Source organism: Propionimicrobium sp. BV2F7 (assembly GCF_000510445.1).
Lineage (GTDB): Bacteria > Actinomycetota > Actinomycetes > Propionibacteriales > Propionibacteriaceae > Propionimicrobium > Propionimicrobium lymphophilum.
The window spans coordinates 122,366-137,813 of the sequence record NZ_AZIS01000005.1 but is presented as its reverse complement, the minus strand read 5'-3'; the positions used below and the strand labels follow the sequence as shown (position 1 = coordinate 137,813).

The 15,448-nt window shown below is 62.3% G+C and carries 14 protein-coding genes; 4 read left to right on the top strand and 10 right to left on the bottom strand.

Going from position 1 to position 15,448, the window contains the following annotated elements:
- The first annotated feature begins 8 nt into the window (after positions 1 to 8).
- Positions 9 to 1,796, top strand: coding sequence for a TM0106 family RecB-like putative nuclease (locus tag HMPREF1255_RS07070; protein WP_036917620.1), 1,788 nt, complete (start codon positions 9 to 11; stop codon positions 1,794 to 1,796).
- Here HMPREF1255_RS07070 and menD read toward each other — a convergent pair.
- From menD to HMPREF1255_RS07050, 4 genes are read right to left on the bottom strand one after another with little or no spacing between them, the layout of a single operon-like run.
- The gene (gene menD / locus HMPREF1255_RS07065; protein ID WP_024111332.1) at positions 1,777 to 3,321 is read right to left on the bottom strand and encodes a 2-succinyl-5-enolpyruvyl-6-hydroxy-3-cyclohexene-1-carboxylic-acid synthase; all 1,545 of its coding nucleotides are present in this window, start codon (positions 3,319 to 3,321) and stop codon (positions 1,777 to 1,779) included. The two genes, HMPREF1255_RS07070 and menD, sit on opposite strands and share 20 nt — an antisense overlap.
- Positions 3,318 to 4,280 carry an o-succinylbenzoate synthase gene (locus HMPREF1255_RS07060; RefSeq protein WP_024111600.1) on the bottom strand — a complete coding sequence of 321 codons (963 nt, stop codon included), beginning with the start codon at positions 4,278 to 4,280 and terminating at the stop codon, positions 3,318 to 3,320. The genes menD and HMPREF1255_RS07060 overlap by 4 nt, the downstream gene beginning before the upstream one ends.
- A complete protein-coding gene (locus HMPREF1255_RS07055) occupies positions 4,281 to 5,168 on the bottom strand; it encodes a 1,4-dihydroxy-2-naphthoate polyprenyltransferase (protein ID WP_024111380.1) in 888 nt (295 codons plus the stop codon).
- A gap of 53 nt (positions 5,169 to 5,221) precedes the next feature.
- Entirely contained in the window at positions 5,222 to 6,292 is a 1,071-nt protein-coding gene (locus HMPREF1255_RS07050; protein WP_024111489.1) for an AMP-binding protein, read from the bottom strand.
- A gap of 55 nt (positions 6,293 to 6,347) precedes the next feature.
- Here HMPREF1255_RS07050 and HMPREF1255_RS07045 point away from each other — a divergent pair, with 55 nt between their 5' ends.
- From HMPREF1255_RS07045 to HMPREF1255_RS09645, 3 genes are all read left to right on the top strand, one after another.
- Complete coding sequence (locus HMPREF1255_RS07045; RefSeq protein ID WP_016456824.1) at positions 6,348 to 6,602, top strand: PLD nuclease N-terminal domain-containing protein; 255 nt, start codon at positions 6,348 to 6,350, stop codon at positions 6,600 to 6,602.
- A gap of 24 nt (positions 6,603 to 6,626) precedes the next feature.
- On the top strand, positions 6,627 to 7,922 hold the full coding sequence (locus HMPREF1255_RS07040; protein ID WP_024111313.1) for an MFS transporter: 1,296 nt from the start codon (positions 6,627 to 6,629) through the stop codon (positions 7,920 to 7,922).
- A gap of 95 nt (positions 7,923 to 8,017) precedes the next feature.
- Positions 8,018 to 8,722 carry a PRC-barrel domain-containing protein gene (locus HMPREF1255_RS09645; RefSeq protein ID WP_016456826.1) on the top strand — a complete coding sequence of 235 codons (705 nt, stop codon included), beginning with the start codon at positions 8,018 to 8,020 and terminating at the stop codon, positions 8,720 to 8,722.
- A 29-nt stretch (positions 8,723 to 8,751) separates the two neighbouring features.
- Here the strand turns inward: HMPREF1255_RS09645 and mnhG are convergent, their stop codons facing one another.
- The 6 genes from mnhG to HMPREF1255_RS07005 are packed head-to-tail and all read right to left on the bottom strand — an operon-like array spanning position 8,752 to position 15,390.
- Entirely contained in the window at positions 8,752 to 9,132 is a 381-nt protein-coding gene (mnhG, locus tag HMPREF1255_RS07030) for a monovalent cation/H(+) antiporter subunit G (protein ID WP_016456827.1), read from the bottom strand.
- Positions 9,125 to 9,445, bottom strand: coding sequence for a monovalent cation/H+ antiporter complex subunit F (locus tag HMPREF1255_RS07025; protein WP_016456828.1), 321 nt, complete (start codon positions 9,443 to 9,445; stop codon positions 9,125 to 9,127). Before HMPREF1255_RS07025 ends, mnhG begins: the two co-directional genes overlap by 8 nt.
- The gene (locus tag HMPREF1255_RS07020; RefSeq protein WP_024111583.1) at positions 9,442 to 10,113 is read right to left on the bottom strand and encodes a Na+/H+ antiporter subunit E; all 672 of its coding nucleotides are present in this window, start codon (positions 10,111 to 10,113) and stop codon (positions 9,442 to 9,444) included. Before HMPREF1255_RS07020 ends, HMPREF1255_RS07025 begins: the two co-directional genes overlap by 4 nt.
- Positions 10,113 to 11,807, bottom strand: a complete 1,695-nt coding sequence (locus HMPREF1255_RS07015) for a Na+/H+ antiporter subunit D (RefSeq protein ID WP_024111490.1) — start codon at positions 11,805 to 11,807, stop codon at positions 10,113 to 10,115. Before HMPREF1255_RS07015 ends, HMPREF1255_RS07020 begins: the two co-directional genes overlap by 1 nt.
- Entirely contained in the window at positions 11,804 to 12,361 is a 558-nt protein-coding gene (locus HMPREF1255_RS07010; protein WP_016456831.1) for a Na(+)/H(+) antiporter subunit C, read from the bottom strand. The genes HMPREF1255_RS07015 and HMPREF1255_RS07010 overlap by 4 nt, the downstream gene beginning before the upstream one ends.
- Positions 12,358 to 15,390: a Na+/H+ antiporter subunit A gene (locus HMPREF1255_RS07005; RefSeq protein ID WP_024111543.1), complete on the bottom strand. Its 3,033-nt coding sequence runs from the start codon at positions 15,388 to 15,390 to the stop codon at positions 12,358 to 12,360. Before HMPREF1255_RS07005 ends, HMPREF1255_RS07010 begins: the two co-directional genes overlap by 4 nt.
- Positions 15,391 to 15,448 lie beyond the last annotated feature (58 nt).

The following is a 15,448-nucleotide window of genomic DNA, read 5'->3' as shown; positions in this document are numbered from 1 at the left end:
AAAACTTCATGCTCTCACCCCGGGCCGCTGGCAGCTGCCCGGTGAAGGTGCAGAACGAGTACGACCCGAACACGCCCCTGCCTGGTGAGGACGTGGAGGCTCCCGGGCGCGCAGACCCGAAGATGCTCGAGATGATCCGCAAAAACGCCCAGGAATTCAAGACCGCGGTGCTAGACGTCCTTGCCCTACAAAAGGACATTGCGGACCTGCGCAACCTGACGATGACCAACCACGCCCTACGCCTGCAGGCGACGAAGCTAGCAGCCGAATCCGGCCAGCAGATCATCATCTCGCCCGAGCTGCCCTACGACGAAGAAGATCACCGCATGGGCAGCCCCGACATGCTGGTGCGCTGCGTCGACCAAGAGGACGGCAAACCCAGGTATGCGCCTGCGATCGTCCGCAACCACCGGGTGCTCGAGCGCAACGACAACCCCAGACCCACCCGCATCAACTACCTGTCTGAGCCGGGCTTCAAGAACATCGTGCTGGCGCCGGGCGCCCAGTTCCGCTACAACCGCGAGGCCGATCTGCTCGAGCTGGCGCACTATTGGCGGATGATGGAGAAGCTCGGCTGGGCTGGCCTGCCGGTGGGCGGCGTGGTCGGCAGCGACCGCTTCGTCGAAAAGGGTGGCAGCCTGAGGCTGCAAGGAAACCACAGTTGGACCACCATGAACGGGCTTGTCATCTCGTGGGCCAGCCTCGACACGCAGAAGATCCGCACCTTCTCCAGAAGGCCGTATCCAAGGTTCCGCTACCACACCGCGCTGTCTCGCTACGAACACGAATTCAATTTCCGAACCAAGGTTGCGAAGTCAGCAATGACAGGCAAGCGAATGGTGTCACCGATCGTCATCGAGGAATGTGAGACATGCAGGTGGTGGCCGGTCTGCGCCCAGCAACTGCCGAAGGCAGACCTCAGCCTGCGCATCGAGAAGGCTCCGCTGGACGCCCGCGAGGTCAGCACGCTGCGCGCGCTTGGCATCAACACCATCGAAGATCTGGCAAACGCCAGCGAAGTGGTGTTGCGCGACGAATACTTGCCCAACGTGCAGCACCGTCCCCACCCAGACGAGCGGCTAAGGCGGGCACGAAAACGCGCCAAGATGATGATGACGGGTGTGGAGCTGGAGCGCACTTCGGAGGGGCCGATCGAACTACCGCACAGCCGCTACGAACTAGACCTGGATATCGAGTCGAACATCGAAGACAAAATCTACCTTTGGGGCATCCTAGTGACCGATCGCAAGGCGCCGGAGCCGCAGAGCCACTACGTCAGTTTCGCGTCCTTCGAAAATATGACGGACGCGTCCGAGGCGAAACTCGCCGCAGAGGCGCTGACCTGGCTGTACGACTTCCTGATGGCACACCCCGGCTCGTTCGTCTACCACTACTCCGACTACGAGCGCACCCACATCAAGAGAGTTGCCAAGCGCATCGACGACCCGAAGGTCAAAAAGCTGGTTCGCATCATGCGCAATCGCTTCTTCGACCTGTTCGCCGTGATGAGCAAAAACTTTTTCGGCGCGCACGGCCTCGGCCTGAAGGCGGTGGCCACCGGGTCCGTCGGCTTCCACTGGCGCGACGAAAGCCCCAGCGGGTTGAACTCGCAGAGTTGGTTCGACATGGCAGTGAGCGCAGCCGACGTAAAAACCCGCGAGCACTACCGGGTGCGCCTGCTGGAATACAACGAAGACGACACCCGCGCCACGCTCGCGCTGCGCGACTGGCTAAACGAGAACTACGGAGACTCTTACGAGGTAGAGGCGGGAAAAGCTAAGCAACCGGAGGCATAGCCGCCACGACGACGCTCAAGCCATCGATCGGCTTGGAAAGCGCGCTATTCAACCCGTCCAAGGTCGTCACTTTTTGCGCGTCGACGCCGTAGCCACGAGCGATCGCAGCGAGATCGTGGCCGTGGGGCATCCCGAATGCCTGGGTGAAGTCGTCGGCGAACTCGGCCGCGCCCACCTCGAGAGAACGGAAGATGGCGCCGCCGTCGTCGTCTAGAACTACGACGCGCAAGTCTGGCTGGGGCTGGCCCGCCGGGATCAGCAGGGCGCCAGCGTCGTAGAGGAAGGTCAGATCGCCCATGAGCGCACTCGTCGGCTTTCCGGAAGCTAGCGCGATGCCCGCTGCGGTTGTGATTGCACCGTCGATACCGGCCAGACCGCGGTTAGCGTAGCAAGTTCCTTTGGGCCAATTGGCGCAGTTATCCGCGTAGCGGATCGAGTTTGACGACCCGAAGAAGATGTTCTGGCCCGCGTGGCTCAAAAATTGTGCGACCGCGGAAGAGCCGCTTAACTCGCGTTCGGGCTGTGGCTCGGGGCTCTGCCAGCTGCACAGCCAATCGGACTTATCCGGCTCGACGCGAACCGCGTCGACTACGCCGGTGACTGTCAGGCCAGGATCTGGCCAATCGGCGAACTGCCCCACCGCGATCACCTGATCTGCGCTGGAAAGTAACTTCGTAACCGGCCTTGAAAGCGTGGGGTGACCGTAAACGAGCACCCGATTGATCTCGTCGATGCGGCCTGAGGCCAACTGCGGAACATAGTTCCAAATAGCATTTGAGCTATGCCTGGCGTTACTGCTCGGTTCCGCTAGCAACGGCAGGCATGCTTTTTCAGCGACCTGTGCGGCCGCGGCTCCTACGTCGGCAGAGGCATCGGCGGCAAGCACCACCGTGCCGGGCACGTACTCGAGATCCTCGAGATGGAGATCGCGCGGGGCAGGCAGTGAAAAATCTACGCTGGCGACGAGCGCTGCCAGGCCGGGGCCTTCCTCCGGCGTCAAAGGCGTGTCGAGGCCAAGATTAATCTGCACCGGCCCAGGGCGGCAGGTGCGTAGCCCGAGCCCGGCAACCACGGCTCGACGCGTCTGGCTAGCCCAGGCGGCAGGAGAATCGTCGTTGGAATAGAGATTGGCGGTGTGCACGCAGTGCGCGCCGAATATTCCAGACTGGCTGGTGGTCTGGTTGCTGCGCGAAGCCTGCAGGGTGGCCGGTCGATCGGCCGAGATCACGATCAGGCAGACCCCGCTGGCGTGCGCCTCCATGACAGCAGGCAGCAGATTACCCACCGCGCTGCCGGAGGTAACGACGAGCGCGCAAACACCCGTCACCTTCGCCACACCGAGCCCCAGAAAGCCCGCAGCCCGCTCATCCGTGCGTCTGTGCAGGTTGACCAGCCCCTCGCGGGCGCAGCGCACGAGCGTCAGAGAAAGAGGTGTGTTACGCGAGCCCGGGCAGAGCACGAAATCGCGCACTCCTGACGCGATCAAGTTGGCTAGGACGTGTTGGCTGAGCCCCCAGGAACTCACGCTTGCTCCTTAATCCGTTCGCGGCAGCGCTGCAGGCGATCCTTCCACCACCGAGCCCTAGGCTTGGGGGCGGCGAACTCTTCCAGTAGCTCATCCGTGGGCGTCGGGGTCTCTCCCAACACAAGCTCGCCGTCCTTGGCGATCAGAGGGTTCCGGACGACGTCACCGGTGAACAGCCGAACAGTATTGATGCCACAGGCAAGCGGCGCATCGGGCAGCTCGCAGGCAGCTTTCAGGCTGGCGTGAATGCCGACGGAAGTCTCGAGCGCAGAACTAATTACCACCTTGCGCGGAGCCAGCTGCTCGGCCAGCTCCAGAACTTTGGCGGCGCCGCCCAGCGGCTGCACCTTCAACACGACGACGTCGGCAGCGTCTAGGGCCGCCACCCTGAGCGGGTCCTCAGCCCTGCGGATGGATTCGTCGGCGGCAACCGGCACAGCTAAGCCACTCTTTGCCAGCTCCTTGCGCAGCCGAGCTAGATCCTCGACGCTCGCGCAGGGCTGCTCAGCATATTCGAGCCCCACCTCGCCCAGGATCTCCAGCGCTTCAAGGGCCTCTTCGAGACTCCAAGAACCATTGGCATCAACCCTGACATGGCCCTGCGGCCCGATCGCCTGGCGGACCGCCCGGACGCGCTCGGCGTCCTCGGTAAGGCTAGACGAACCGGCCACCTTGACCTTCGCGGTCTTGCACCCGGAAGTGGTGACCAGTTCGTACGCCGTATCCGGGCTCACCTCGGGAATCGTCACGTTAACACTCACCCGATCGCGAACCGGGGTGCGGTTCTCGGTCAGTTGATCTAGAGTTCCGCGCAGCCAGCGGGCTGCAATTTCGTCGTCGTATTCGACGAATGGGCTCCATTCGGCCCACTTGCCATCGGCATCGATAAGCACGCCCTCGCGAACGTTGATGCCCCGGAAGGTGTTGCGTAACGGAATTGAAAAAACGTGGACGCGCAACTACATCACCATCGCGATCAGCACGCCGATGAAGACGCCAGCACCGGCGGTCAGCTCGGCGACGCTCGTCCTCTTGAGCACCTTCACTAACTCCATGCCGGTCGTTCCCGCCATTATCTGACGGCAGGCAGGCAGCAGCAGAATGCCAGGAATGAATAGCCCGATGAGGGCCCACGGCGAGGTGGCGGCAACCACGACTCCCAGCGCGACCAGCGCGAAAATCACCAGAGCAACGTAGAAGAGCCTCGAGCCGCGATCCCCCAGGCGCACGGAAAGCGTGATCTTGCCTGATTGCGCGTCGCGCGGCAGATCGCGCACGTTATTACAAACCAGCACCGCGCAGGCCAACAGCCCCATGACCACAGAGCCGGCCCAGGCGGCAGCGGGCACCGACCCAACCTGCGTGTAGGTGGTGCCGGCCGTCGCCACCAGCCCGAAGAAGATGAAGACGAAAACCTCGCCCAGGCCCATGTAGCCGTAGGGATGTTTGCCGCCCGTGTAGAACCATGCTGCCAGCACGCAGGCGACACCGACCGCCAGCAGCCACCAGGCACCGCTCAGAGCCACCAGCACCAGGCCGGCGACGCAGGCGAAAAGATAGCAGTAGATTGCGGCGCGCAGCACCTGTTTGGGTGTCGCAGCTCCGGAGCCGATCAGCCGCTGCGGGCCGACACGCACCTCGTCGGTGCCACGCACTCCGTCGGAATAATCGTTGGAGAAATTCACTGCCACCTGCAGCGCCAGCGCAACCAGCGCGGCGAGCACAGTGCGAAGCCACGAAAGGTGCCCGACGCTAGCCGCGACAGCCGCACCCATCAGCACGGGAGCCACCGACGCAGGCAGCGTGCGTAGCCTGGCGCCCTCGATCCATTCAGCAGCAGTAGCCAACGTTCCCTCCAAAAATCAACTGCTTAAGATCATGCCACTTCGCACTGACAAAATTAATTTGCCCGCTCACGGAGGGCCGCAAAGTCCACCTTGCCCGATGAAGTCCGGGGCAGCGCGCCGGCGAGCACCTGCTTGGGCAGCGCGGCCTTCTGCAGCCGCCCGGAGAGCTCCTGACGCCACCACTCGATCGGCCGGGCGGCCTCATCGGCGATGAGGATTTTTGTTCCCCACTCGTCGTCGGGCACCCCAAATAGAACCGCTGGCTGGGCACTCAGCTCGTCCACAACGGCTTGTGCCGCGGCGAGGTCCACATTCACTCCCCCGCTTATTACGACGTCATCGAAGCGCCCCAATAGTTCCAATTGCCCATCGACGAAACGCCCACGATCATTCGTGGTGACTATGTTCCCCTCGAGCACTTGCGCGGTCAGCTCCGGCAGTCCGCGATAACGGCTGAACGCGCTCGGCGTCTTCAGCCGCACCCGTCCTTCGTCGATCAGCACCTCGACCCCGGGCAGCGGACGCCCATCGTAAACCATGCCCCCGCAGGTCTCAGACATGCCGTATGTGCGGGTTACAGTGATGCCTAAATCAGCTGCAGCCTCAAGGGTCTGGGCGCGCAGCGCGGCGCCACCGACTAGCACCTGGTCGTAGCTGGCAAGGGTCTCGGCCACCCGTGCGTCATGGATCGCCCGCTCCAGTTGAGTCGGAACGATGGAGATGGCGTTCGGGAAGTTAGGGTCCGGAGCCAGATCGGATAGGTCCTTCGATGCGAATCGGACCCCTCCCCCTCCGTGCTCGCGGTCGGCCAGCCCCCGAACCAAAACCATCAAACCGGCGACGTAGCTGGTTGGCAGCACACACGTCCAGGTGAACGAACCGAGCGCCTTTCGGGTGGCCTCTGCCGAGACCAGCAGCGCTGCGGCGCTCAACTCAACGCCCTTCGGCGTGCCGGTGCTGCCCGAGGTGGTGACCACCACCGCGATATCGTCGTCGATGGGTTCGTCGAGCAACAGCGCATCCGGCGGGGTTTGCCCGGCAGCCAGCGGGGCCAGCGAGGCTTTCCCCATCAGCGCATCGGGCAGTCGGGTTAATAGTTGGTCGGCAGCGGTGACTTCAAGCACACACTTCATCTTAGGTTGGTGGCGATAGTGTTGCGCGGGTCGATAGACTATCTGCATGGCCCGAGTAATTTTGCTGATTGCAGTCGTGGCATTGACCATCTACTGCACCGTCGAGGTAGCGCAAGCACCCGCTGGCAAAGTTCGCGTCATGCCCAAATGGCTTTGGGCCGTGTTCGTCATCATGGCGCCCGTCCTGGGCCCATTCTGCTGGCTGTTCTTCGGTCGCCCTCGCTACGGCCACCCCCCGTCGAACAGAGGTCCGCGCTACGGCGCCCCGGACGACGATCCAGATTTTCTGAGAAGCCTATAAATCAATCAACAATCGAGGTGAGCGATGCGCAAGATGTTCAGCTCGCTTGCGATCATAAACTACCGAATCTGGTTCACCGGTTCGTTGGCCAGCAACATCGGTAACTGGATGGTTAGGACCGCGCAGTCTTGGTTAGTGCTGGTCATCCTCACGGACAATTCGGCAGCCGCGTTGGGCTTTTTGACCGCCGTCACTTTCATCCCGAACCTGATTCTTAACCAATTCGGTGGAGCAGCGGCCGATCGCTTCGACAAGCGAAAGCTGCTGCTAGTCATGCAGGTGGAGGGCGCTATTTCGACGGCGTTGGTTGGCACACTAGTTGTGACCGGCAACGCGCAGCTTTGGATGATCTACCTGATTGCCTTCATAGACGGCATCACCATTACTTTCGACAACCCGGCCAGGCAATCGATGGTCAGCGAGATCGTCCCCAGCCATCAGCTAGCCAATGCCATCGCACTTAACTCAACGTCGTTCAACTCCGCCCGTCTGATTGGCCCAGGCATCGCCGGCTTGCTGATCGCCATCGTGGGCACCGGACAGGTGTTCTTCATCGGCACCGCCAGCTACGTCTGCATGTTCATCTGCCTACTGCTTTTGGACGGCAAGAAGATGACGCCAGCGAAGGCTCAGCAGGCAGACAGAGGCATCATCGCGGGTCTGCGCTACGTGCGTCGCCGCCCGGACATCATCGTCGTGCTGGCCTGCGGCTTCGCGATCGGCGGCCTGGGCTTCAACTTCCAGATCTCCAACGCCGTCATGTCCACCGCGCTTTACGGCAAGGGCGCTGGAGAATTCGGGGCGCTCGGCTCAATCATGGGCGCGGGCGCGCTCACCGCAGCGCTGGCTGCGGCCCGAAGAGGGCGCGGCAGGCTCCGATACGTGCTGATCGGCATGGCCGGCTACACCGTATTCTCGGCACTGGCCGCGATCAAAACCAGCTACCTGATCTTCGCGCTGCTGCAGGCGCCGATCGGGTTGTTCACCATCACCGCGCTGGTGACGGGCAACACGCTCGTCCAGACCGCGTCATCGCCAGTGATGCGAGGGCGCATGCTGGCTCTGTGGAACCTGATGATCATGGGCGTCGCTCCGCTGGTCTCCCCGTTAGTCGGCTGGCTCGGCGACGCGCTCGGCCCGGAATGGACGATCTGGTTCGGCGTCATCTGCGTCGGCGTGGCCACCCTCGCGATCACCGCGCTCGTGATGCACAAAGACCAGCTGCGTTTCGTCCTCGACCACACCCGCCGCTGGCCGACAGTCAGGCTGCTCCGCAATGGCGGCCCCAGCAACGACGTCGACGAGCCGAAGGACCGCTAAGGAGTGCGAACTGGGCTCCAAGCCGGCGTATCGGCGTGCGCTTTGGCCTAGTTGGCTTTAGTATTTGATATTGAATATGCGAAAGGATCGCCGCGATGACAGATAACAACCAGGAACACCGCTACGAACACCTGTTTGACGCCAAAGTTGTAGATCAAAACAACGACCGAATCGGTAAGGTCGAGCAGGTCTACCTTGACGACAACACCGGCCTGCCCACCTGGGTGACGGTGAAGACCGGAATCTTCGGTTCCAAGGAAACTTTCGTTCCGCTAGAACGCGCGATCATCAGCCCAGACGAGATCCAGGTTCCCTACGAAAAAAGCTTCGTGGAGGACGCCCCGAACGACGACCCTGACCGTCACCTGGATTCCGCCAAAGAGGCCGAGCTTTACGGCTACTACGGCTTCGATGTCCCGGCCAAGACCGACGACGAGATTCTGCCTGCCAGCCAGCCCTGGACCGTGAGCGGCCAGGCGGGCGACGGCGTCGACCCGGAGGATTACGGCCCAAGCTTCGCAGGCCCGCAGCGCGGATTGCCCGACGAGGAAGAGGCAGATGAGGCCCCGAGCCAGGCGCAGCCATGGAAGGCTCCGATCGACAGGTCGCGACGCGGTTTCGTCCCGTCTCCGGTGCTGGCTTTAGGGCCGTACGAGGTTTCCGAGGACGCCCGCGAGGAGGCCGCCAAGCAGACCCGCCCCGAGGACGAGCGAGTGTTCCTGGCTTCCCCAGTGCCCACCGAGGGCCCGTACGGCAAGGACCCCGCCGACGAGCTGTGGGAAAAGTTCAACCAGTCCTAAATTTTTAGCTGGCTAAAACCCGGCAGAGGCTAGCGCTTCTGCCGGGTTTTTGCGTATTCCTGAGCGTGGGCGATATCATCGCTGAACTCGTCCACAACCAGCACTTCAGACTTCGCGCGGCCGGCCTTGAACGCCGCGTTGCTGAGCATGTGCGCGGAAATCGGCGCGGTGATGAGCTGAAAAATCACCATCAAGATCAGAATGCCGGCGACAGAGGCGGACTGCAGGACCAGCGAACCTCCAACGCTAAGCAGCATGAGGCCGAGCACCTGCGGCTTCGTGGCGGCGTGCATCCTGGCCAGCAGATCGGGAAGCGCGAGCAGACCAATGGCGGTGATCAGCGTGAGCAGTGCGCCGAGAAAAACCAGTACGACGCCGATGCCCTTGGCGATTACTGAAATGCTAAGCATCCTCACCCTCCTCATTCATCTTGCCGATCACGGCAGCCTGGGACATCGTCTCCTCCTTGCGTTCGACGGGAGCGAAGCGCGCAATCACCGTCGACGAAACGAAGCCCACCGCCGCCAGCACCGCCACCAGCACGGTCAGGTCGGTGCGGCCGTGAATGACCATGATCACGACGGAAGTGCAGATGATGGCGCTGGTCAGCACGTCGAGCGAAATCGCACGCTCCATGACCGTCGGACCGCGAAGCACCGCGATCAACACGAGAGCCATAGCGATGCCCAGAATGATCAGGGCCGCCCAGAGCAGATAAATCATCGGCTGGCCTCCTTGCTGTTCAGCGGCACGTACGAGTCCTTAGCCGACTTCTCCAACCTGCCCGCACGCATCGAACCGCTCGGCACGTAACCCGCCTCAATCAGCACCTGGTCGCTGGCCAGCGCGCGCAGGATCCTCTCCTCCTGCTCTATGACCGTGTCGTGAGCTTTTTGTAGCCCGTCTTCACCAGAGACGTCGAAGAAGTGCACATACATCATGCCGGTCATGCGGTGTGCGTCAATAACGATCGAGCCCGGCACCATCGCGGTGAACCCGCTGGTGACGGCCAGGAAAATGTCAGATTCTGCCCTGGTGTGGACTCGGATGATGGCGGCCTCGAGCTTCTTGCGAGTGAGGATCGCGTAGGTGATTTGCGCGGACGCCTTAACCACGTCAAGGAGGAAGACGACGATTAGCCTTGCTAACGCGATGGGGCGAACCGTGATTTTCTCGTTGGTCGCCCGGTGCATCGGCAGCGCGTACATGACGATCAGCGTCATAATCAGGCCACCGAACAGCGTCTTGAAGCTGAAATCGCCCCACAGCAGAGCCCAAACCAGGGTCAGCCAGACCAGGTGGAAGAGGCTAGCACCGGGATCCTTCAGGCTGGGCAGCCTGGGCGGCGTTATAGCCTTCAGCGTGCCGGTGGTTTTGGATTCTTGTTCCATCACTCATCACCCCTAGTCGTGGCGGCCGAAGCCTTGGGCGTGGGCTGCATTGGAGTTGCGGGGGCCGCCGACGGCTGCGGAGTCCGCGTTTCGTCCGTGCTCGGCGTCGGAGAGGCACTCGGCTTCTTGATCGGCGCTGTGGCCGTCACTGCGGGGGCCGGGCCGTCAACGCTATCTTGCGACTGCCCCGAACCGCGCTGGTAGTCGGGCAGCACCGTTTGAACGTATGGGTTGCGCTGTGTCAGGTTCTCAGCGGCATTCGTGGTGAAGCTATACAGCGGAGCTGCGAATACCGTCAGCGCCAGCGAACCGACAACCAACAGTCCGGTGGCGAACGGCATCACCCACGGCACCGTGCTCTTGTCGGCGAGCGGCGGCGCGTCCTCGGAGAGCGGCTGCCAGAACGACATGTTCCAGGCTCGGGCCAGCGCGAACAGCGTCAACAGGCTCGAGACCAAACCGCCCGCGATCATCAGGTAATGCGTCGGGGTGCCGACCTGGGCCGAGGCCTTGATCAATCCGATCTTGCCCAAGAAGCCAGACATCGGCGGGATGCCGGCAAGGTTGAACGCGGGCACCAAGAACAGAACCGCCAGCAGCGGCCACGCCTTCAACAGGCCGCCCAGGCGCACCAGAGACGTCGTGCCGCCCATGCGCTCCATGATTCCGGAAACCAAGAACAGCGCGGTCTGCACAATAATGTGGTGGGCGGTGTAGAAGATCGCGGCGGAAATGCCGTCGACCGTGCCCGTGCCGAGACCCCAAAGCATGAAACCGATGTGGCTGACCAGCGTAAAGCTGAGCAGACGTTTGATGTCGTCCTGCGCGACGGCGCCCAAAATGCCGACGATCATCGTCAACAGGCCGATGCCGAGCAGCCAAGGATTCAGCTTCGAGTCGCCGAACAGGATCGTTTGCGTGCGGATGATGGCGTAAATGCCGACCTTGGTGAGCAGGCCAGCGAACACGGCCGTGACCGGGGCCGGGGCCGTCGGGTAAGAGTCAGGCAGCCAGGCCGACAACGGGAAAACCGCGGCCTTGACGCCGAACGCAACCAGCAGCATCACCTGAATCAACTGTGCCGTTCCAGAGTCGATCTGCGGCAGGCGGATGGCCAACTGAGCCATGTTGACCGTGCCCGTGGCCGCGTAAACCATGGCCAGGGCGATCAGGAAAATCGACGAGCTGACCATCGAGACGACCACGTAGACGGTTCCAGAACGCAGCCGGTCTCGGGTGCCGCCAAGCATGATCAACACGAAACTGGAGACCAGCAAAATCTCGAATCCGACGTACAGGTTAAACAGGTCACCGGTGAGGAACGAGTTAGACACTCCCGCGGAAAGAATCAGGAACGTCGGGTAGAAAACCGAAAGCGGGACGCGGTCGTCCTCGAAGACCTCGGATGACGAATAGATCATGACGCATAGCGTCACGAACACGCTGACCAGCAGCATCAGTGCCGACAGCCTGTCCGCGACCAGGCTGATACCGACCGGGGCGGCCCAGCCACCGACGTCCAGCACAAACGGGCCGAGCCGCGAATGCCAGAGAATCACGACCGAAGCGGCCAGCACGATGCCCAACGAGCTCATACCAACCACCCGCTGCACGCGGTAGTTGCGCGGCAGCAACAGGGAGATCGCGGCACCGACGAACGGCACCAGGACGGGAAGAGCTAGCACCCAGTTCATCGGGCACCTCCCTTCGGGTCTTCGAGCGGATCGGCATTCTCGCGCCTCTCCTTCTCTTTTTCTTTCGCCTTAACTCTGGCCGGCATCTCGTGGTTACCGGCGGCGGACGTCTCGTCGTAGAAGTCGTCGGCACGCTCGGCGGTGGTCTCACCGATGTCATCGGTGGTGCGGGCGTTGATGCGATCGTGGTTGGCGGCGAGGGCGATTCGACGATCCTCGCGGTCGTCCTGCACCTCGTCGTTGCCGTTGAGCTGCCAGGTGCGGTAGCTCATTGCAAGCATGAAGGCCGTCAGCGCCAAGCCAATGACGATGGACGTCAGCACCATGGCCTGCGGAAGCGGATCGGACATGTCCTCGACCTCAGTCTGACCGATGATCGGGGGTCCGCCGGCTCGGCCGCCAGCCATCAAGATCATCACGTTTACGCCGTAGGTGAGCAGGCAAGCGCCGATTGCCACGCGCGAAAGCGAACGTTCCAGCACCAGCGTCACGCCCGTTCCTACCAACACGGCGACCAGCACCAAAAGCGCTAAAGACGGGGTTGTATCTATCATTTTTCCTCCCCGATCTTCCTAGCTTTCTGGTCGGTGACGGCTGCCACACTCTCGCGCAGATCGACGAGATCGATGGTCTCGGATTCGAGCTTGTTCGGGTTGTCGAAGGCAACTTCCCTGGGCCGCACGCCCTGCTCCTCCGCCTGGCGGTCGATCTCGCCGCCTAAGCTGGCGAGCACGCCGGCGACCATACCGATGACAATAAGGTAGACGCCGATATCGAAGAACAGCGCCGTCGTGATGTGTGCTTTGCCCCACAGCGGAAGCTGAAAGTCGAAGACGGTGGTCTGCAGCACCGTGCCGCCGAACAAGACTGGAGCCAGCGCGGCTACCGTTGCGATCATCATGCCCCCGCCGAGGAAAATACCCGAGCGGTTTCCTCGGGAAGCCAATCGCAGTTCGTAGCGGCCTCCTGCCAGGTAGCGAATCACAAACGCGATGCCAGCTACCATACCGCCGGCGAACCCGCCGCCCGGCGCGTTATGCCCTGCCATCAGCAGATAGAGGCTGAATATCATCAGCGGGAAGAAAATGAGCCTTGCCCCGATTTCGAAGATCAGGGAACGACGAACCCTTGCCAGCGTCAGCGAACCTGCCAACCAGACGCGTCCGCGCCTGGCGCTCGGCCTGCGACGGGGCATGGCGAGGGCTGCAACCTTATCGGTTTGTCCGGCCGACCAAATCTTCTTGGAGTGCACGGCTTTGGCCAGGTTGGAGCGCAGATCTTGCCTCGGGCGCATCCGCAGGAAAATCAGACTGATAACGCCGGTGGTGGCGGCCAGCAGCACGGAAATCTCGCCGACGGTGTCCCAGGCTCGAGTGTCGACGAGCGTCACGTTCACGATGTTTAGGCCGTAGCCGTATTCGTAGACCTCAGCCGGATAGTCGACGGTCACCGGCTCGTGGATTCGGGCGGACGCGGCAAACCAGCCGAGCAGCGCCGTCGCCACACCGACGATGGTGCCCAACAGAATTCGCGAGATGCGCGACGTCGTCCAGGGCCGATCGGAGAAGTATTTTGGTAGGCGGCGCAGCACCAGCACGAAGACCACCAGGCTGACGGACTCGACCACAACCTGGGTGAGCGCCAAGTCCGGGGCGCCCTGCAGCACGAAGACCAGAGCGATCGCGTAGCCGATAAACGCCATTACGAGCACGGCCTTCATGCGTCGCCGGGCGCGCACGACGAAGATGGCGGCGACGCTGGCAAGCGCGCAGACTATGCCCTGGATGGGGCTGTCCCACAGCCTAAGTTTCGTTGGCATCACCGGAGCCGTAAGCAGGAGAACGAGCAGCACGCTGCCGATCATCACGTTGAACATCGTCGACAGATAGCTGGGCAGCGAACCGCGCTGGACGATCGCGGTGATGTCTGCGGAGAACGTGTTCAGTCGACGAATCAGGCCACGGTACAGGTCCTCGGAACGGGCGATGATTGGCTGCTGCTCCTCCGCGTAGAGCGCCCTGCCGTTAGCGACGAAAAGCCAGATGCCTGCGCAGATGATGACGACGGTTCCACCCAGCGCCGGGCCAATTCCCGCCCATAGCGCCAAGTGACCCTCATTGCCTTCATACACGGCAGCATGACCGGACAGGATTTCTTGCAGCTGCCCAGCCATGAAGCTGAGCGAGACGCAACCGAGAGCCGTCAAGGCCATCGGGGCGATCAGCAGCCAGCTGATGGTTCGGGGCTTCTGCGGTCTGATGCCGGGCGTATCGACGAAGGCACCCCACAGAAAACGCAGCGAATATCCGAGCGTCAGGATCGAGCCCACGACCACGCCAATGAACGTCGCCTGGCCAACCGTGCCCGCCTCGAACAGCGCGCCGAGCGAGGCCTCCTTACCCAGGTAGCCGAGTGTCGGCGGAAGACCCGCCATCGACGCGGCCGCCAGGATGGCGATGACCATCAGGCCCGGCATGATTTTCGCCAGGCCGGAGAGTCTGCGCAGGTCTCGGGTGCCGATCTCGTGGTCGATGGTGCCAACAACCATGAAGAGTGTCGACTTGAACAGTGCGTGGGCCAGCAGCATAGTGATGCCGCCAAGCGCCACTGCCCTGTCTCCGAAGCCGACGAGGAGAATGATGAAGCCGAGCTGGCTGACTGTGCCGAAGGCGAGCAGCAGCTTCAGGTCGAACTGGCGCATCGCGCGGTAACCGCCGAGCAGCATCGTGCCGAGCCCGGCGATTAGGATGCTCCAGCGCCACACTCCCAGGTCCGAGAATCCGGGGGCTATGCGGGCGATCAGGTAGACACCGGCCTTCACCATCGCGGACGAGTGCAGATATGCGCTGACCGGAGTCGGCGCCGCCATCGCGGCCGGCAGCCAGAAGTGGAAAGGAACCTGAGCGGATTTGGTCAGCGCTCCGAACAGAATGCACAGCACCGCGGCGGAGCAGAAACCGACACCATTTTCGGCCACCAGCGTGCCGTCGGCAGCTGAGGCAACCAGCTCGCTGAGCGCGAAGGAACCGCCCGGGGCAACGCCCAGCAGGATGATACCGGCCAGCATCGCCAGGCCGCCGGCCGTCGTCACGGTGATGGCCTGAGCAGCCGCGATACGCGAAGCCTGACGGTCGTGGTAGTGGCCGATCAGCAGGTAGCTGAACACCGTCGTCAGCTCCCAAAACAGATACAAGGCCAGCGTGTTATCGGTTGTGACCAGGCCGAACATGGCGCCGGCGAATGCGACGAAGACGCCCGCGAACCTGCCCATCGCTTGCGCGTCGCGTGCGAAGTATCCGCTGCAGTAGACCAGGATGAGGGAGCCCACCCCGCCCACGATCAGACCCATCAGCCAGCTCAGGGTGTCCAGCCTGAATGTGATGTCCAGACCGAGCGCGGGTAGCCACGAAAATTGCTGCGTCGGATAGTTGCCCGCTAACACATTGTTGGTTTGCATGGCTGTCCAGACTGCACCGGCAGCGGGCACGAGCGCCAACAGCAGGTACGCCTTGCCATGCAGTAAACGTATGAGTAGCGGAGCAAGCAACGCAGCAATCGCATGGGCAACGATTATCTGCAGCACTGCGGCTCCTTAAGATTTTTTCAAAACGACTCCTTTTATCCTATGGGAATAAGCCAAA